The sequence below is a fragment of the Streptomyces sp. NPDC001717 genome (assembly GCF_042892775.1).
Taxonomy (GTDB): domain Bacteria; phylum Actinomycetota; class Actinomycetes; order Streptomycetales; family Streptomycetaceae; genus Streptomyces.
Map to the genome: position 1 here is coordinate 1 of NZ_JBIAUK010000051.1, position 17,040 is coordinate 17,040.

Genomic DNA, 17,040 nt, shown 5'->3' on the forward strand with positions numbered 1-17,040 from the left:
AACTGGCCGCCCGCTACAAGGCCGGAGTCCACCTCGCCGCACTCATCCTCTGGCTCCGCGAACCTCTCCAAGCTCCTTTGTCAGACAGAACCTAGTGGGATGTCATCGAGGTGTGGGGCGCCTCGGTAAGGTCGGGGCGTGCACCGCGATGAGAGCGCTTCCGTCGATTCGACGCCCGTCCTGGACTGGCAGGACGGGTCCACGTTGCGGTGGATCGATCGGCCTGAGGAGGTCGATGCCGCGTTCGATCGGGGTGAGCCGCTCATGGGGGTGGCTGTCATCGCTCTCGCACTCAATCACGCGGACGCGGACGTGATTCTGCCGCGGGTCAGGAAGGCGATGGAGTCCAAGGATGCGGAGATCCGCCGCCAAGGTGTCATCGCTCTGGCCTACGTCGCTCGTCTGCATCGGACCGTTGACCAGCGATCTCTCGCGCTACTCCGCGCTTGCCCGCGCGGCAACGAAGCCGATGACGACCTGTGGTCGTTCGTTGCCCACCGTCGGCTGCCGTGGTGGCTTTGGCGGCACCACTTCACACAGCGATTGACCTGGTTGTTCTGCGGCGGATGGCGGGTTTGACGGCAGGCCGTGCCCAAACTCGGCGTCCCACCGCTGTCCCGGCCGGCAAATCATGGGCGGAGCCACAAGCGGATCGCCGCTGCGGTGACGGTGCCGTGGAAGACGTAGGCCCTCTTGTCGTAACGGGTCGCGACGGCACGAAAGTTCTTGAGGCGGTTGATGGTCCGTTCGACCTCGTTGCGGCGCCGGTAGCGGTCAGGGTCGAAGCCGGTGGGTCTGCCGCCTGCGCTGCCTCTGCGTCGGCGATTGGCCCGTTGGTCCTTCGGTTCGGGGATGGTGTGCTTGATGTTGCGCCTTCGCAGGTAACGGCGGTTGCGGCGGGAGCTGTATGCCTTGTCGCCGCTGATGTGTTCGGGCCGGGTCCGAGGTCGTCCGCCCAGCGGTCGGGGAACCCGGATCCGGTCGAGGACCTCGATCATCTGTGGGGCGTCGCCCCACTGGCCCGGCGTGAGCAGGAAGGCCATGGGGCGGCAGCCACCCTCACCGGCGATATGGATCTTGCAGGTCAGGCCGCCCCGGGACCGTCCGAGTCCCTCGTCGGGGCGGTGGTGCCGGGGCGTCGTTCTTTTTTCGGGACCCGCGGCTTGGCCTTGCGGGCGCCAGCCGCGTGCTGGTGGGCCCGGCAGGACGTCGAGTCGACGCCGACCATGCCCCAGTCGATCCGTCCGGCCAGGTCGGCGTCGGCCTGGACCGCCTGCAAGATCCGGTCCCAGTTGCCGTCCGCCGACCAGCGGCGATGCCGTTCGTAGGAGGTCTTCCAGGAGCCGTAACGTTCCGGCAGGTCCCGCCACGGGACACCGGTGCGTATCCGGAACAGGATCCCGTTGAGGACCGTGCGGTGGTCGTTCCACCGGCCTCCCCGGCCGCCCGAAGGCGGCAGATGCGGCTTTAGCAGCGACCACTCGCGATTCGTCAGATCCCCCCGACCCATGACCGAACCAACGAGCGACCTGTCGAAAAGTCACATGATCCGCCGGACAGGCCTTAGGCAATGTCTGATGGCTCTTGCCCGGATGGTGGATCTACTTCCGTTCCGGGCAAGAGCCGGTCATGGTGCGTCGGCATGAACTGACGAATGCTCAGTGGGATCGCATAGCCCCACTGCTCCCGGAGACCGGCGCCCCAGGCGGTCGGTGGGCCGACCACCGGACCGTGGTCAACGGAGTGCTCTACCGGACCCGGACCGGCATTCCCTGGCGTGACCTGCCCGAACGCTACGGATCCTGGCAGACCGTCTACGAACGCCACCGCCGCTGGTCGGCCGACGGGACCTGGACGAAGATCCTGCGAGCACTGCAAGCCGGCGCCGACTCCACCGCCCGGGACGCGGACGGCTCGTGGGCCGTCAACGTCGACTCCACCACCTGCCGGGCCCACCAGCACGCGGCCGGAGCCCGGCACGCAGCCCCGGCCGACCACCCCCAAAAGGGGGCGGCACGCGTGTGGACGCAGAGGGCCGCGAGGCCCTGGGACGCTCCCGGGGCGGACTGACCAGCAAGGTCCACCTCCTGGCGGATGACCGCTGCCGCCCCCTGGTCTGGCTGACCTCGCCCGGCCAGCGCGGGGACAGCCCGATGCTCATCCCCCTCATGCAGGCCCTGAACGTGGCCCGCACCGGAACCGGTCGCCCGCGCACCCGGCCGGACAGGACCCGCGGCGACAAGGCCTACTCCAGCCGCGCAAACCGCGCCTACCTGCGTAAACGCGGGATCAAGGCAACGATCGCCCAGCCGGACGACCAGCGCGCGAAGCGCCGCAGACGCGGCAAGGCCGGCGGTCGCCCGCCGGCCTTCGACCGCGAGCAGTACCGCCAGCGCAACACCGTCGAACGCTGCATCGGAAAGCTGAAACAGCACCGAGCCGTCGCGACCCGGTATGACAAACGCGACTACATCTTCAACGGCACCCTGGCCACCGCAGCCATCGTGATCTGGCTCCGCGACCTCACCAAAGAGCCACCAGACACTGCCTAGCGCGGCCATGACTTCACCCCTCTGCCGGGAATCTCCCAGCTCTGTACGTTCACCTGTATCCAGCTCTGCACCACAACGGCTCCGGACGCCGACAGGACGCACCCCCGGTCAGAGCGACACGCCGATGCGGTGGGCCAGGCCCCGCAGCTCCCGCGCAGCGTGGGCGGGCAGCTGCTGGTCGGTGAGGAACTCGACGGTGTCCTTCACTGGCGCGTTGGCGTGGATGCGCTGCGGGGCGATCTGCTCGGCGGTCAGCAGGGCCGCGACCCCCTGGGCCTCCCGGCCTCGCAGATGGGCCAGCAAATCCCTGGAGGGGGATGGGCGTCCATTTCGTGTGCAGTTGGTTCGGTAGCTCCTGTCCGGTTCGAGGATTGCCCGTTGAATAGTGTTTTGCCTCGCCCGTCCGAGCGATGGCGGCCGTGTGGGGCACATGCGTCAGTGTTCATATGACCCCACAGCCCTCCCGCCTGCCCTACCCCAGCGATCTCTCCGACGCTCGCTGGGCGTTGATGGAGCCGATCCTGACCGCCTGGCGGACCGAGCGACAGAGGACCTCACTCAACCTCGGCGGAAAGGTCGCCGACCTGCGGGAGTGCATGAACGCCATCCTTTTCCTCAACCGGACCGGAGTGCCCTGGCGCTACCTGCCCCACGACTTCCCGCCGCACACCACCGTCTTCGGGTACTTCAGCGCCTGGACCGCCGACGGAACGATCGAGAAAGTCGGCATCCACCTGCATCGACTCGTCCGCGAGCAGGAAGGACGTACCGCCGAGCCCAGTGCCTGCGTCATCGACGCACAGTCAGTCAAGACCGCACCCAGCGTACCCACCGACACCCAGGACACCGATGCCGGCAAGAAGATCGTGGGCCGCAAACGCAGCATTGTTGTCGACACGCTCGGCTTGTTACTGCTGGTCATGGTGACCGCTGCCAGCGTCTCGGACAACGAGGCCGGCATACAGCTCCTCACCCGCGTCGCCACTGACCACCCCACCATCAGCAAGGCCTGGGTCGACACCGGCTACAAGAAGAAGGCGATTGAACACGGCGCCTCACTTGGCATCGACGTCGACGTCGTCCCGCGAAACGAGCAGGTCAAGGGCTTCTCCGTGATCCCGCGGCGCTGGGTCGTCGAGCGAAGCTTCGGATGGATCATGATGCACCGCCGCCCCGCCCGTGACTACGAGACCAAACCCACCCACTCCGAGAGCATGATCCGCCTCGCGATGATCTCCAACCTCGCGAAGCGAGCCACAGGTGAAACAGTCATAACCTGGCACAAACCATGAACCATCGCTTCTTCAAGCAGGACGCCCTCTCAAACAGTGACAATGAGTCACGGGTATTCATGTCTGCGTGATCCTCACGATGCCTCATGAGAGGGGAGGCGCCCAGTTCGGAGAATTCACGGCCAGCCCGCACTCCCTGATACGACAACCGCTCCACGGACGGGAAGACCACCTCACGCGCCTTGAACACCTTCACTCAACCCCCCTTTCCCAGTCGCGACGTGACGTTCAGTAAGCAGATCGCCGTGCTCCTTCCGGCACCGGGGCGCCGGATGCTGTGTACAGTCCCGGCTACGGGCCCCCTCCAGGCCCGCCGCCCGCCTCGCGGGCGGCATGCCGCTGGACCTCTTCCGAGGCCGCGACCAGCGGCCCGGACCACCGGCAACTTCATCCTGCTGCGCTACACCGCCCAGGCCGGCATCCACCTCGTCGACCGGGCCCTGGCCCAGTACACCCACCGAGCCGGCGGACCGTGAGCACCCCACGCGTCCGATCCTCAGGTGCCGTCGCTGCTGCCCGAGCAGCAGGAGCGACTGACCGTCCTGGGCGTTCAGCCCGACCAGGCCCCGTCTCCCGCCCCCGCGGCCAGTCGCGGGGCGAAGGGGCCGAGCGGGGCGCAGCAGGCGTTCCAGCGGGGACTTGCGGCCCTTGCGCAGTGGGTGGAACGGGAAGGCGCCGACCGGCCGGTGCCGCGCGGCCACAGCGAGGAAGTCGCGGTCGGCGGCGAGACGGAGCCGGTGGCCGTGAAGCTGGGCGTGTGGGTCTCGAACACCAAGTCCCGACGGGACAAGCTCACCCAGGAGCAGCTGGACGCCCTCACGAAGCTGGGTATCGAGTGGGCATGACGGTCCGGCGCTGAGCCGGAGTGTGCGAGACCCCGGGGGCCGTTGACCCGTGCCACCGGACCTGGACCGATTGCCATCGAAGTTGGACCGACGCTGGTTTGTGACAGCACCCTGCAGCTACGACGCCGCTTGGGGCGCGGCGGCTGCGGCGGACGCAGCTTGCAGCCCTCGGCAAAGGCCGTCAGGGATGATCGAACGTCGCGCCCTGGGCACCAGCCCGCGCCCCGCAACTCCGCCAGCACAGCCCGCAGCCGGCCGCAGGGCCCGCCCCGCCGCCGACCAGCTCGCGGCTGCGCCCCGCTCCCCCGGCCGACGCCGGCTCGGCACAGGCACGGACACACAGCCGCGCCTTGACCACACGACACCAGCCGTGGCTGGCTGTCTGTCCGGGGCGGCCCAGTCGTGCCAGCGGCACGCGCACCCCACCGCCGAGGCGGCCGACGACATCCATGCCGGAACAGTCCCGCCCACCAATCTCTCTCCGGTGCTCGCAGGCCAGCCAGGTGGACGATGGAGCAAGCTCCGGTCCCGTGAGCGGGTGACGTTCAGTGTTCGGTATTAGAACCTGACCTCCTGGAGGTCATCGGAGGCATCGAAGATCCACTCAATGTCTCCACGCAGGTTGCTCAGAGCACCCATCCTCTCCTCCAGCTCCTCTGCGTACTTCACCCACAGGGTTCGGCGCCTTCCCCCCAGCCCGCGTCCCTTGGCCTGGATCTCGAAGTACCTCTTCATGAGAGACAACGCGTCCATGTATGTGGCCAATGACGCGAGAACGTCATCTCGTTCAACCCGGATGTTCTCGGTGAAAACGCGGTGAAGCCACACGAGGTGCATCTGGTAGTCGTACGCGTGTTCGATGAGCTGATCAAAGTGCCTTCGGGTCAGGGTCACGAGCGACCTGTCCGGGATGCCTTTGAGCCGAGCATGGAGTACCCCCACCTTCACCGCCTCGCTCGCCAAGGCGTCGACCACTACCTCGACTGCCCTGCTGTGGGAGCGAGCGCCCGGGCCGCTGAATGCAGGAACAGCACCAACGACACCCGCATCAGCCGACTGGCACACGGCGAGCTCCTGCCTGAAGGGGTTCAGGTTGGCCAGCCCAGCTTCGGTGTCGATGACCCCGCCGACGGTTTCGCGCAGCTCCGATGCGTGGGCGAACAGCAGCTCGTCGAGCAAGTCGTCGGCTTCTGCGTGCTGGTCCAGGTGGTCATTCATGCGGAACGCCTCCCTCGGTCTGGCCAGGCGTGGTGAGGCCGAGCAATTCCTTCAGCCGTGCTCGCCCCCGCTTGGCATTGGTGCGCAAGGCCATCTCGGTCTTACCGGTGAACTTGGCGATCTCGGCGTATTCAAAGCCGTCCATCTGCCAAGAGAGGACTTCCTGCTGTGCCGCTGACAGCTGCTGGATCGCCTTCAGGATCCGGTGTTGAGCGTCGCTGAGGATGACCGCGCCAACCGGGCAAGTGCCACCGGGTCTGTCGGGAATGGGGTCTAAGGGTGACTCCAGGTGGTGGGGCTGGCGTAGGTACTTCGTCCACGCGACCTGTCGAAGGTAGGCACGCGGGTGCTCAATGACGCGCCATCTCTCCGGCAGCAGCTCGATAAATGCTTCGTGCGCCGCATCCGCGGCTTCATAAGGAGTCGCGCCGCGGTACATGAGATGCACGGTCACGGCCCGCATCTCCTGCACGTAGAAAGTGTCGAAGTCGTCGCGCGGAACACGGACAGGCACACTCTTGCGCTGTCCCCCAGGTTTTGTGGCAACCACCGGCTGTTCGTTCACGTCACCTCAATCCGTTTGAACCTGGAGTACCGACGACGATCTCCACCTCACGCCCGCGCTCCTTCTCGACGATCCGGCTGCCCGCGGGCAACGACCGGACACGGTCCGAAAGGCCCTGCTGGACCAACTCGGTCTTGCGGATCTCCGAGTGCTCATGACTCCAGCGGCACAGCACTCTCACCAGGTAGCCCAACGCCAACGTCACCGCCGCCAGAACCACAGCAGGGTCCATCGCTGTCCTCCCCAAGATGGCGGTGCCAGGTGCCCCGCGTCTGCCCCTTAAAGCAAGAACTCCCTGCCCGCGTGACACCTGCAGGTCAGAGAGCCGGCCCACACAACGGAGGGCCGCACGATAACCACCGCCAAAGACACATACAGCTGCCAAGGAGCCTGCGGCCACGCCCCGATCGGGCCGCCGCCGACTCGCCTCTGGAGGGGCCCCTGCGCCGCGCCTTGTGCACGCGGCGGGCTCGACCGACCTACGGCACGCCCCGAGCGGGTTTCTTCCTTTGCCCCGCAGGGGCGGGCCCCGGCGCGCAGCGCCTACAGGGGGCCCAGGAGCGCAGCGACCTGCCCGAAGGGCAGCGTCTTTCGCCCGCCCGTGCCCGAAGGGCACACAGGGGGCGGGCCAGCCCGCAGGGCTGTCCATCAACCCCCATTAGTCACACAAGAGGGGCGGCACCAGGCCGCCCCTCAGATCACCTATCCGGCCTATCGGCCCGCCGCTCACCGCTCCCACCCCGGAGCCACCGACCCAGTCAGCACGGCAGCCATGTCACCCCACTTGCAGCCCGAGCCGGCGCACGACGCCCAACCGCGACTGGCCAGCACCACCGCGCCCCCGCACTCCGGGCACACCGGCCCGGCCTCCGCAGCCCGCACCCGCCACCCATGGCGCGCCGCGACTTCCGGCAGGGAGGACTCGAAGCAGGACCGCGTGACATCGTCGAGCGTCGCGCCCGGTGTCTCCAGCTCGGTCAGGACCGCGCACACCGCGAGCGTCACCGCCGCCCGCTCGCCGTCCGACAAGCCGAGGCGGTCCAGGAGATCAGCGCCCCGGTGCACCGCCGCGAACGCCCCGTCGAGGCCGTACGCGACCGCCTCAGGTTCTTCGACGGTGTAGCCGAGCAGTCCGTCCCGGGAGACGGCCCACGACTCTTCAGGGTCCAACTCAAGGTCCCGCACATCGAGCAGGTGCCCACACGCCAGACACCGGAACAGCCGGTCCGGCTGCGCGCGGTACGAGGAGGGGGAACCGGCTGGGCACTGCGAGCAGTAGAGCACCGTCATGGGCACGGGCATGGTCATAGGGGGTGGCCTTCCGCTAGGGGCTTCTGGGGCGTGTCCCAGGGGCCGCGCGGTGCCCCTCGCTTGTTGGCCCGGTGCGCGCCGAAGGCGCAGGGCCAGCAACTTTTTGCCGGAAAAAGGCGCCGCAGGCGCCCGGCAATTTCGCCCGCAGGGCCCGCCAGGGCCCGGAGGGCGGCGCGGGGCACCGCGTGGCACCCTGGGACACGCCCCAGAAAACGCCTGAACCCGCACCAAAAGACTTCGCTGCGCCCCGTCACGCACCACAGCGCGGACCGCCATCAAGGCAACCCGACCGGGAGTTCGTCAGGAGTGGCAGTCAGACCAGGCGAGATGGTCGGTGCCGAAATGACAGACACGTCGGCACCGCACGTCCGACCAGGAACGGGGGTACTCCATTCGCAGAGGAGCATCGATTCTTCTTGCGTCGAACGCGCAGCAGAGGGAATCGCCGTGGGCACAGGGCATACAAAGGTCTCAGCGCGCTCACGCAACATGAGAGGTCGAGATGAGACGCCTTCCGATCCCCGCCCTGGTAACCGCCGCAGTACTCGCCACAGGGGGGACAACCATCGCAGTCGCCCAGGACACCGCCGGCCAGCCGGAGGCGAGAAAGGCAGCCCAGCTTGCTCCCCACCGCGAGTTCAGAAGCGACCCTGTGCCCGTACCACGAGGTACGTACAGCATGGCCGTAGCGAACTGTCCGGCGGGATGGGTACCGACGGGAGGAGGCTGGGGGTTCGACGGCGACAACTTCTTCGTTCACGACAACTCCCTCAGCCCAGGCGGCAGGGGCTGGCTCGTTCAAGCCAAGAACACCGGCCTCGATCCAGGCAACCTTGTCGCGACAGTGATCTGCACCCCCTTGTGAGCCTGCCGTTTCAGAGGGCACATGCCGCCCGTTCTCATGAACAAAGCAACGCACACGGCGAGGGCCCCTCACTCAGATGGAGGGGCCCTCGCCACGTCATCTCTACGAATCGACCGCAGCACGCATACGCAGGTCCATTGCGGGGACCGGAGTCAGCGCGCCACATGAAGGCGGTACACCCGGATCGTCCGCTCCGCGACGCAGACAGCGCCGCCGCGCAGGATCACCGTACGGGTGCCGCCATGCCGATAGCGCAGGTCGACGATGTCGACGAAACTGCCGCCCGCCATGACCTGGTCGCCGACCGGCAGCTCGGTGGGCGGGCAGTCCACCACCCTGCGCCCCGGCGGGACCCGGACCGCCTCCACCTCCCGCGCAACAGGCCGCTTGCCGCCGGCCGCTTCCCCAGACTTTCGCACGCCACGGTGCGCGCGCTCCACTCGAGCCCGCCCGCGTCGACCAGGCGCACCAGCAGCGGGGACGGGTAGAGCCCGACCACTTCGCCGCGCGCCTGCCGTTCCCCGTCGAACACCGCCTCGCCGACGTGGAACCGGCGGCAGCCGGTCACCGGTGCCCCTCCGCCCGCGCAGCGCTTCGTGAGCACCTGCATGTCCGTGACGACCGTGCCGCGCAGGGGGCCAGCGGCCGTGTCGCGGCGGTGGGCGTAGTCCTGGCAGCGGGCGCAGTCGGGCGGGGCGGTGAGGGCGGCCGGGGGGAACAGCTTCAAAGCCTCGGTGTGGGCGTGGGTGTGGTCGGTGGCGTTCATGGTGCACCCCGTTCGTGGGTCGGGCTGGTGCCTTTACTTTCGGCCGCGCGAGAAACCCCCGGGCAGGGGCGTTGGCAGGGGCAAGATGGGCGCATGGGCATCGGGGAGTTGATCCGCGACCTGCGCACCGCGCACGGTTGGGCCCAGGCCCGTCTGGCGCACCGAAGGGACGACTCTGACACGCGAGTACGTCGCCCGGTGGGAGCGCGGGAAGTGCGCACCGAGAGGGTTCTATCTCGCGGCGCTGTCCCGGGTGCTCGACGTCCCGCTGTCCGTGCTGGGGGACCCCATGCTGCGCAGAGAGTTCCTGACCGACGTGGCCGGTACGGCCATAGCGCCCGTGGTCGCCTCCGACCTCCTCGCGAAAGGGTTCGCCGCCCGCCTCGCCAGCGGGCCGTCTGCGGACACGTGGGAGGCCAAGCTGACGGCGTACGGGACCGACTACATGTCCATGGGCGCGGCCGACATCCAACGCCGCGTCGCCGGCGAACTCGTCGTCGTACAGCAGCAGCTCGACCAGCCGCGCCTGTGGTCAGTGGCCGCCCGGCTGATGACCCTGTACGCGAAGACGTTCCCGGGATCCGACGGCAGCGCGGCCGTGCGCTGGTACCGGATGGCTGCCGCCGCTGCCGACGAGTCCGGGGATCCGGCTGCGCGGGTGTGGGTGCGCGGGCGGGCCGCGATCGCCCTCGGGTACGAGGGGGCTTCCCTCGGCGTCGCCGACGTCCTCGCCGACCAGCCCCTCGCCCTCGCCCTCGACGAACGGCCCTCCCTCGGGCTGCTCAACGCGATCTACGGCAAGGCCCACGCCGCCGCCCTCCGAGGCGACCGCGCTACCGCGTTCGCGCTCGACGACCGGGGGCGGCGGGTCTTCGACTCGGCCGGCTCGCACGAGCAGACCTCCGACTATGCGGTGCCGTGGTGGCGGCTCAACGTCTTCCGGTCCCTGCTCCTCGCCCGCCTCGGCGACGAGAAAGCCGCCACCGAGGCGCAGGACCAGGCCCTCGCCGAACTCCCGCCGAGCCTGCCCCGCTTCGCCACCCACCTCGAACTCCACCGCGGGCTGATGCTCGCCCGCTCCGGCGACAGGGCGGGCGGCGTCGCGCACGCCACCGCCGCCATGGACGCCCTGCCGCCCGAAAAGCACAGCCTCACCCTGCGCATGCTCGTAGGCGAAATCCGGGCATAACCAACGGCCCCGGCACACCCGAGAGTGCGCCGGGGCCACTCGCAGCCAACGGGCCCCTACCCGCTTGCCTCCCTGCCACGGGCGAGCTGCGCGCAGCGCAGGCCGCCTCCCGCGTGCCAGTCCAGCAGCGGGGTGACCTCGTCCCCGTGCTCGGCGCACCAGAGGACCGGGTCCAGGCCGCCGCAGTCGTGCCGCTCGCACACGCAGTCCTCGCCGGTCCTCGCAATTTGGCTGTCCTGGCGGTCTGAGCTGGTGGGGTGCCGCCTTCGTACCTCCCTTCCCCTGCGAACCGGCCCCGTCGCCCAGGGCACACAAAGCCTCCCAACCACAGCCACCGATCGGCCATCGGTCACTGTCACGGGCGTGACCGGTGACCGATCGGTCACGGGGTCATGGAGTGGCGAGCGACCGGGTGCGCAGTTCCGCAAGCGCCGGCGTGCCAACGGCGCCAGGACGCCACCGCCGCCCGGCCCACCCGGGCCATGCGCCCCACCTCCCCCAACTGCACCCCGGTCCCGGCCCGGGACAACCGGGGTTAGGGCGGCGCGCGGGGAGCGGCGGCCCACCGGGACGGCGTACACCGCCCGCCAGTCGTCTAACATCCGGGCCACCCCGCGCACCGGACGCAGCGCGGCCCACATGCCCGGCCCGTGCACCAGGTCCGCCACTGCCGGCCACAGCCGCCACCAGCCCAGCACGGCCGGAGCGGTCACGGCCGCGACCGCTCCGGCGACCACCAAGGGCGACCTCGGCCGGCTCCAGGGCCGCCTGGCCCCAGGCGCCCGAGCAGTCCCTTCTCCTGAGGCATTGTCAAATCCTGTGGAATGATCAGACAGCCCAGTCACCGGTCGATCAAGCAAGCGGCTTGCGGTAACGGACGTACTCGTTCTGCCGCCGGAACCCCACACTCTCGTAAAGGTCCCAGGACCGGTGCGGATTTGCCGTGCCCGTGAACAGCCGGGCGGTCGTTGCACCCTGCTCGCGAAGGCTTCGCAACCCGTCCAGCAGCAGGACCCGGCCGATTCCAAGGCGTCGCTGGTCCGTCCGGACACTCAGCTCTTCCACCTCGCCCACGGTGTGGTCGTGACGGCGGATGGAGCAGAGGGCGACGCCAACCATGTCCCGCCCGTTCCAGGCAGCCCTCCAGCACGCCGGGTCGGCGGTGTCGACGAAGTCCTGCAAAGGCCATCTCTGGGTGAATCCGGTATTCGCGTACGAATCAACGACCGTTCTCCAAGCTGCACGGTAGTGGCTTGTCCCGATCGGCCCTGTCCGTATCCTGGCCGGCAGCTGGCTGTCCGGCTCGGGCAACTGCTGCAGATCCCCCAGCTCCAGCTCGACCAGGCTGAAGACACGTCGGTAGCCGGCCGCGCGCAGCAGCGCCGTGGCGTCCTGCTCGGAGGCCATGGCGTTCGCGCCGATCACTGCCGTCCGCGCCGTTCCGTGCTGTTCGACGAGCCGGCGGATCCGCTCTTCGGCCCAGCTCAGCATGGCTGATCCGATGCACTGGCCGCGATGCTCGGGCAAGAGGTAGCCGCGGTGCAGGTACAGCCACGTATCGTCCCGCTCTTGCCACCACCGGATCGTCGAGTAGCCGACGACGCTCCCGTCGAGCACCACCAGGATCTGGTTCTTGGACGGCTCCTCCAACTTGGCAGAGGCTTCGGCGATCTCGGCCGCTGTCGGGAGCCCTTCCACAACCGAATGGGCATCGACCCGGTCCCGTTCGACACACCCCAGCCTCACCGCGGCCATGGCGCCGTGGTCCTCGTCGCCGCGATACGGCCGGAACCTGACGCCGACCGGAAGGTCCTGTCCTGCCGTGCCATCCAACATGACCGGATGATCTCGAACTTCGAGGCAGGCCCGCCACCCTATTCACACCGCGGTCGTATGCGGCCGCTCATCGAGCCGGCCGCGTTCAAAACGGGCCCCGTCGCGAACGAGGGCAACGAGGTGAACGAAAAAGGGGTGCCGCCCCTCAGCAGGGCGGCACCCCTCAGCCACAGAAGAATCACGCGTGGCGGCAGGTCCCACAACGGCCAGTGGGACACAAAGCCCCGCCCCTCAGGTCAGGGTCTGCTTGAGGAGAGGCAGCCCCGGTCGACGGCGCGGTCGGCACTGGCCTCCGCAAGAGATCCGGGCGGACCAGGACGTCACGGGACCCCACGACGCCGCGAACCGCACCCCGGTCCGCGGGTGGCCGCCATCGGCGACTTCCAGGTGCTCGGCGACCCTGGGCGACAAGTTGCCGCGACAACCTACGTCATCCGGCGCCGGCGACTATCGTGACGGGCGTCGACTGCAGGAGGAGACGTGACCACCGCCCCCGGGCGCCCTCATGGTGTGCCCCCCATGCCCGAACGCAGCATCCCGGCCCTGCGTGCCGCGATCGCCGCGCACACGCCCCAGCTCCTGGCCGATTTTGAGGCAAACTGGCGGGCGAGGATCGCGGACACCTACGACATCAGTGCGGCGCCGGCATTCCTGGCCCGGTGGTGGGCCGAATACGCCCTGGCCCGCGATCCCGGGCTCGACCGACATGTGCGCGATCTGGAAGAGCGGGCCGCCCAGTCCGCCGACCCGGACAAGGCCATGGCACTCCTGGAAGAGGCAGCGCAGATCCACCGCCGGGCGAGCCTGCTCGGGCCCGGCGAGTGACCAACGACCTCACAGGCCCGCCATGGGCCACCGACTGGACCAAGAGCGCCGCCGAATACCGCGACAGCCTTCCCGCAACTGTGCGAGACCAAATCATCGACGCGGTCACCGAGCTGAAATGCTCACGCCATCCATACCGTGACGATCACCTTGACAGGGCCAAGATCAGCATCGAGCCCGTTCGCTCCACCCAGCCCCGTGGGGCCCACCTGCTGTACTTCGACCGCGGGCGCGGGTGGCTGCGCTACATCTTCACGCCGCGCGTCGCCGAACCCCAGATCGTTATCGAGACCCTCTTCTGGCAGTAACCCCGCCACATGTCGGGGCGAGGTCCGCAGAGCCTGGTTGCTCGTCGGCGGCAGGCGGCGCTTCCACGGACCTGACCGCGCGATCGGCCCAGCCAGCCCGCCGCACCGAGCATCCGCGACGCCGCCCTCACGCCCGAGTCGGTGCGGGCAGGTGTCATTCCTGGCCCACCGGCCAGCTGCTGCCCATCGCTCTGGGCGGGACCGGCGCCCAGCCAACGACACTCCATGCTTTACAGTTCAACCGCTGCCCCACCCATACGGCCTGATCGCGAACGCCGAGCCGCCCCGGGGCCCGCTCACCACGGCCGCCGACACACCGCCCCCGTCCGGCGGCCCTCCACCGGGGGCCGGCGCCCTCCCCCCGTGGGCGCCAGCCCCCGCCCCCACTTCAACAGCGACCAGACCTCCGGCCCGTCGACGGAAGTCGGAGGTCAGAACCGACCCCAGGGTGGGGAGCACTGGTTCAGTCGAGGACAGCGGTGGCTTCGACCTCGACGAGGTGTTCGGGTACGTCGAGTGCTGCGACGCCGAGCAGCGTGGCAGGGGGTGTCGCGGTGAGGCCCAGCTTCGCGGCCGCCCGGCCGAGCCCCTCCATCAGCAGGGGCATCTTGTCGGGGGTCCAGTCGACGACGTAGACGGTCAGTTTCGCCACGTCGTCGAAGTCGCGCGGTTCGATGGACTGCGCGGGTGACTACCGGAGATCGAGCGGGCGTGGACGAAGCCGAAGGCCCTCAACGGGAGGCGTAGCGGATCCAGGCGTCCGTGAGGTTCTGCAATGTCGCTCGGGTGGCACCGCGGCCCTCCAGATGATCGATGAAGGTCTTCAGCCGGTCCGGGCCTTCAGGCCAGTGGGGATCGGCGGCCGCCTGCCTGGCGAGCTCACCCACCGCGTCCTCATCCGTCACGTGCCGCAGCAGCCACGCCGTGAACCCCGCCATCGGGCCACCCCTGTCTCCGAAGTCACCGCACTCGGCGCACTCGGCGCACGCTACCGGGCAACCGAGTGCCAACGACTTCGCCGTTTTCTCGTGGAGGCGGGCGTCGACGGGCGAAGGTTGCTTCCGGCTCATCCGGCAGCGGCAGGTGGCCCGCCTCGCGAACGACGTGGTGCCGGCCGCTGCCGAAGGCTCCGGCGTACACAGTGCCGGACGAGGTCCTCGCCTCCTGCTACTCGAAAACCGTCCCCGGCCGATTGCACCACAATGCTCGACCCGCTCCAACGCATCAACGGCGGCGTTGGCGCCTATACCGACTCGCCACGAGAGCCGCCTCGAAACACCGGGTACTCGGCCACCACTGATCGCCGGGGCGGGTACGGTTCCAGCCGGTAGGTGCTACCAAAGGCCGCGCACACCGGCGAAAGATCGACTTCCGGGCCGAACGCCGCTCCGCAACACTTGAGGAAAGGGCGATCCCCGAAGGAAGGCTGAGGCTCGTGATGGCGGAATCGGACGATGCCCTCACCATCCGCCACGTCGCCGAGCGGCTGATGGAGGCACACCCTCACCTCGACGCCGGCCTGGTGCAAAACTCAGTACGGACGGCGTACGAAGAACTCCGCTATGCACGCGTGCGCACCTACCTTCCGGTCCTGATGGAGCGCAGAGCCAAGGACCTGCTGCCCCCCGACGAGCAGACAGAACGCAACACCTGACCGTCGACACGTGAGTGCAGAGCGCATCTCCTGCCGGCTGCTGCCTCAAGGGGAAGGACACTCGGTCACCGGCGCGGCGGCACTGATCTCCGCGACCCGCTCGGGGCGGACCAGGACGGCGTCCAGGGCGTCACGAGACCCCCACGACGCCGCAAACCGCACCCCCGTCCACGGATGGCCGGGGCCCGCGGCTGCCAGGTGTTCAGCGACCCGGCGGGCCTGGTCCGGGCGCAGCGGTACCGTGCGGCTGACCGCACGGAGCCGGCCCGTCTGGTCGTGGTGGCCGAGGATCAGGAGTTGCGGGTGGGCCAGGGTGCCGGTGACCGCCCCGATGACGGCCTTGTTGGTGTCCCGTCTTTTGATCTTGGTCCTTGTCTGCACCAAAGGGTGACGTCAGGCAGCTGACGGAGCCGAGGCCTACCGCCTCGCCGCCGTGACGAGCCCAAGCCGAGCGAGCAGCCGGCCGGGAAGCCGTGGAGCTGTTTCCCTGATGGGTGCTGACGGGGTTCCGGCTTGGATCTCCTGCAGCAGTTCCCCGTCATCGTCGTACAGCTCGATACTGAACGGCAGGCCGAACCTGGTCAGCAATGCTGCCAGATCCGCGAACCGGTCAGGATCGACAACTCCGTTCAGGAGCGTGCGCGTGTCGGTTGCTTCGACCTCGATGCGGCACCAGCTGGTTTCGACCTCGTACGACTCCCAGGAGGCTGGTCTGGAGCTCCAGCCTGCCCCGATGAACCGCTGGGCCACCAGCGAGGCACTCGGGGCTCCTGTCAGGCCGCCACACACGTTGTTGTTGATCTCAAGCCAGACCGGCTCGAGCGGCTGTCCCTCATCGGATATGTCCACAGCTGGATTATGAGACCCACCCCGGCGGCCCATTGCTGGTGGGGCGTACGGGTCAAGAGCACGCTCGGCGAGTTGCCAGGGATCGTGAACGAGTGTCGGCCCCCGACGAAAGTGGGCTCCTCCTTCGCCTTCCGAGCGACCACGCGATGGCCGAAGGAGCGTCCGATGATGTTGCCATAAATGCGATGACCTGCAATGGCGCACCGTGACACAGTCACGGCATGTCCAACGACGTCGCCTATCCCGTGTTCCGTACCCCCGACCCCGCACTCGCCCTGAGCACCGCGCGCCGCCTCGTGGAGTTCGGCCGCTGCGAGTACTCCGAGGTCTCCGTGTACGCCGAACTCCCGTCCGTCGCCGAGGTGCGGCGGATGGCGAGGGAGCTGCCCGAGGGGTGGTTCCGCGGGCTGGATGAGCCCGGTGAGTTCGACGGGGTACCGCGGGCGGAGCTCCCCGTGCTGGTGGTCGGAGTCCAAGGGCCTGGTCTGCCACCGGACCCCGCCTCGTACGACAGACGGCTGCCGGTGGATTATTCGATGTCCGACCTGCCGGTCGGGAGTATCGAGGACGCCTTCACCGCGGCGATCGGCCCGAACATGGGCGAGATCAACTGGGAGACACTGCTCTGGCCTGACGCACCCGAACTCGGCTTTCGCGGTGAAGCCAACCACTCTGAGGTGACACTCCTGTTCAATACCCACACGCGCCACCTCGACGAGCCCGCTGACGACCACACCGTCCTCGTCCACGTCCGCAGCGCCGTCTTCGACGGCCGCCAGCGGAACGAGCCGTACGCGCAGTGGATCGCCGAACAGGTGGGACTCATGCTCATCGGGCCCGGACAGCGGACGTAGAGCCGGCCAGGCCGCCCCGATGAGTGGCATCAGCGGCGCGCCGTTCACCTCTGAGGGCTCGTCGAGCGGGAGGGCCACCAGCCGGCGGGCGGGACGGGCGCCGCGTACGGG

At 68.7% G+C, this 17,040-nt stretch carries 20 protein-coding genes and 2 pseudogenes; 9 read left to right on the forward strand and 13 right to left on the reverse strand.

Annotated features, from left to right (window positions below; translation table 11 throughout):
• The first annotated feature begins 138 nt into the window (after window positions 1-138).
• Window positions 139-579, forward strand: coding sequence for a hypothetical protein (locus ACFYZL_RS39185; RefSeq protein WP_388685860.1), 441 nt, complete (start codon window positions 139-141; stop codon window positions 577-579).
• Window positions 580-629: 50 nt separating this feature from the next.
• Here the strand turns inward: ACFYZL_RS39185 and ACFYZL_RS39190 are convergent.
• Window positions 630-1,510 (reverse strand): IS5 family transposase gene (locus ACFYZL_RS39190; protein WP_388685862.1). Its coding sequence is split into 2 segments (ribosomal slippage): window positions 630-1,150 and window positions 1,150-1,510, totalling 882 coding nucleotides; the frame shifts between segments, so codons are not numbered across the junction.
• Between the two features lie 119 nt (window positions 1,511-1,629).
• On the opposite strand from ACFYZL_RS39190, the gene ACFYZL_RS39195 reads away from it, so the two are divergent.
• A protein-coding gene (locus ACFYZL_RS39195; RefSeq protein ID WP_388685865.1) for an IS5 family transposase occupies window positions 1,630-2,552 on the forward strand; the annotation gives its coding sequence in 2 pieces (ribosomal slippage) (window positions 1,630-1,989 and window positions 1,992-2,552; 921 coding nt in all).
• A gap of 108 nt (window positions 2,553-2,660) precedes the next feature.
• Here ACFYZL_RS39195 and ACFYZL_RS39200 read toward each other — a convergent pair.
• Window positions 2,661-2,855, reverse strand: coding sequence for a hypothetical protein (locus ACFYZL_RS39200; RefSeq protein ID WP_388685867.1), 195 nt, complete (start codon window positions 2,853-2,855; stop codon window positions 2,661-2,663).
• Window positions 2,856-2,998: 143 nt separating this feature from the next.
• Here ACFYZL_RS39200 and ACFYZL_RS39205 point away from each other — a divergent pair, with 143 nt between their 5' ends.
• Window positions 2,999-3,844, forward strand: coding sequence for an IS5 family transposase (locus ACFYZL_RS39205; RefSeq protein WP_388685869.1), 846 nt, complete (start codon window positions 2,999-3,001; stop codon window positions 3,842-3,844).
• 509 nt (window positions 3,845-4,353) lie between these two features.
• Window positions 4,354-4,689, forward strand: a pseudogene (locus ACFYZL_RS39210) (helicase associated domain-containing protein); the annotation flags it as partial.
• 558 nt (window positions 4,690-5,247) lie between these two features.
• Here ACFYZL_RS39210 and ACFYZL_RS39215 read toward each other — a convergent pair.
• The 5 genes from ACFYZL_RS39215 to ACFYZL_RS39235 form a co-directional block, all read right to left on the reverse strand.
• Window positions 5,248-5,907 carry a hypothetical protein gene (locus tag ACFYZL_RS39215; RefSeq protein ID WP_388685871.1) on the reverse strand — a complete coding sequence of 220 codons (660 nt, stop codon included), beginning with the start codon at window positions 5,905-5,907 and terminating at the stop codon, window positions 5,248-5,250.
• Complete coding sequence (locus ACFYZL_RS39220) at window positions 5,900-6,472, reverse strand: RNA polymerase sigma factor (RefSeq protein ID WP_388685874.1); 573 nt, start codon at window positions 6,470-6,472, stop codon at window positions 5,900-5,902. The genes ACFYZL_RS39215 and ACFYZL_RS39220 overlap by 8 nt, the downstream gene beginning before the upstream one ends.
• Window position 6,473: 1 nt before the next feature.
• Window positions 6,474-6,704, reverse strand: a complete 231-nt coding sequence (locus ACFYZL_RS39225) for a hypothetical protein (RefSeq protein WP_388685876.1) — start codon at window positions 6,702-6,704, stop codon at window positions 6,474-6,476.
• A gap of 494 nt (window positions 6,705-7,198) precedes the next feature.
• Window positions 7,199-7,780, reverse strand: a complete 582-nt coding sequence (locus tag ACFYZL_RS39230; protein WP_388685879.1) for a hypothetical protein — start codon at window positions 7,778-7,780, stop codon at window positions 7,199-7,201.
• 1,020 nt (window positions 7,781-8,800) lie between these two features.
• Entirely contained in the window at window positions 8,801-9,088 is a 288-nt protein-coding gene (locus ACFYZL_RS39235) for a hypothetical protein (protein WP_388685881.1), read from the reverse strand.
• 579 nt (window positions 9,089-9,667) lie between these two features.
• Between ACFYZL_RS39235 and ACFYZL_RS39240 the strand changes: the two genes are divergently transcribed.
• Window positions 9,668-10,603, forward strand: a complete 936-nt coding sequence (locus tag ACFYZL_RS39240) for an XRE family transcriptional regulator (protein WP_388685884.1) — start codon at window positions 9,668-9,670, stop codon at window positions 10,601-10,603.
• Window positions 10,604-10,659: 56 nt separating this feature from the next.
• Here the strand turns inward: ACFYZL_RS39240 and ACFYZL_RS39245 are convergent, their stop codons facing one another.
• Both ACFYZL_RS39245 and ACFYZL_RS39250 read right to left on the reverse strand, forming a co-directional pair.
• On the reverse strand, window positions 10,660-10,806 hold the full coding sequence (locus ACFYZL_RS39245) for a hypothetical protein (RefSeq protein ID WP_388685886.1): 147 nt from the start codon (window positions 10,804-10,806) through the stop codon (window positions 10,660-10,662).
• A gap of 649 nt (window positions 10,807-11,455) precedes the next feature.
• Complete coding sequence (locus tag ACFYZL_RS39250) at window positions 11,456-12,439, reverse strand: GNAT family N-acetyltransferase (RefSeq protein WP_388685889.1); 984 nt, start codon at window positions 12,437-12,439, stop codon at window positions 11,456-11,458.
• Window positions 12,440-12,958: 519 nt separating this feature from the next.
• On the opposite strand from ACFYZL_RS39250, the gene ACFYZL_RS39255 reads away from it, so the two are divergent.
• Both ACFYZL_RS39255 and ACFYZL_RS39260 read left to right on the forward strand, forming a co-directional pair.
• Window positions 12,959-13,264: a hypothetical protein gene (locus ACFYZL_RS39255; RefSeq protein ID WP_388685891.1), complete on the forward strand. Its 306-nt coding sequence runs from the start codon at window positions 12,959-12,961 to the stop codon at window positions 13,262-13,264.
• Complete coding sequence (locus ACFYZL_RS39260) at window positions 13,261-13,572, forward strand: hypothetical protein (protein ID WP_388685894.1); 312 nt, start codon at window positions 13,261-13,263, stop codon at window positions 13,570-13,572. Before ACFYZL_RS39255 ends, ACFYZL_RS39260 begins: the two co-directional genes overlap by 4 nt.
• 463 nt (window positions 13,573-14,035) lie before the next feature.
• Here the strand turns inward: ACFYZL_RS39260 and ACFYZL_RS39265 are convergent.
• Window positions 14,036-14,233 (reverse strand): annotated as a pseudogene (locus ACFYZL_RS39265) (RidA family protein); the annotation flags it as partial.
• Window positions 14,234-14,303: 70 nt separating this feature from the next.
• The gene (locus ACFYZL_RS39270; RefSeq protein WP_384579804.1) at window positions 14,304-14,510 is read right to left on the reverse strand and encodes a YozE family protein; all 207 of its coding nucleotides are present in this window, start codon (window positions 14,508-14,510) and stop codon (window positions 14,304-14,306) included.
• Window positions 14,511-15,010: 500 nt separating this feature from the next.
• On the opposite strand from ACFYZL_RS39270, the gene ACFYZL_RS39275 reads away from it, so the two are divergent.
• Window positions 15,011-15,226 (forward strand): three-helix bundle dimerization domain-containing protein, encoded by a 216-nt coding sequence (locus tag ACFYZL_RS39275; protein ID WP_388685896.1) that lies wholly within the window; start codon window positions 15,011-15,013, stop codon window positions 15,224-15,226.
• A 45-nt stretch (window positions 15,227-15,271) separates the two neighbouring features.
• Here ACFYZL_RS39275 and ACFYZL_RS39280 read toward each other — a convergent pair whose 3' ends face one another.
• Both ACFYZL_RS39280 and ACFYZL_RS39285 read right to left on the reverse strand, forming a co-directional pair.
• Complete coding sequence (locus ACFYZL_RS39280; RefSeq protein WP_388685899.1) at window positions 15,272-15,607, reverse strand: hypothetical protein; 336 nt, start codon at window positions 15,605-15,607, stop codon at window positions 15,272-15,274.
• Between the two features lie 36 nt (window positions 15,608-15,643).
• Window positions 15,644-16,075: a hypothetical protein gene (locus ACFYZL_RS39285; RefSeq protein ID WP_388685902.1), complete on the reverse strand. Its 432-nt coding sequence runs from the start codon at window positions 16,073-16,075 to the stop codon at window positions 15,644-15,646.
• A 221-nt stretch (window positions 16,076-16,296) separates the two neighbouring features.
• Between ACFYZL_RS39285 and ACFYZL_RS39290 the strand changes: the two genes are divergently transcribed.
• Window positions 16,297-16,929, forward strand: a complete 633-nt coding sequence (locus ACFYZL_RS39290) for a hypothetical protein (RefSeq protein WP_388685904.1) — start codon at window positions 16,297-16,299, stop codon at window positions 16,927-16,929.
• Window positions 16,930-17,040 lie beyond the last annotated feature (111 nt).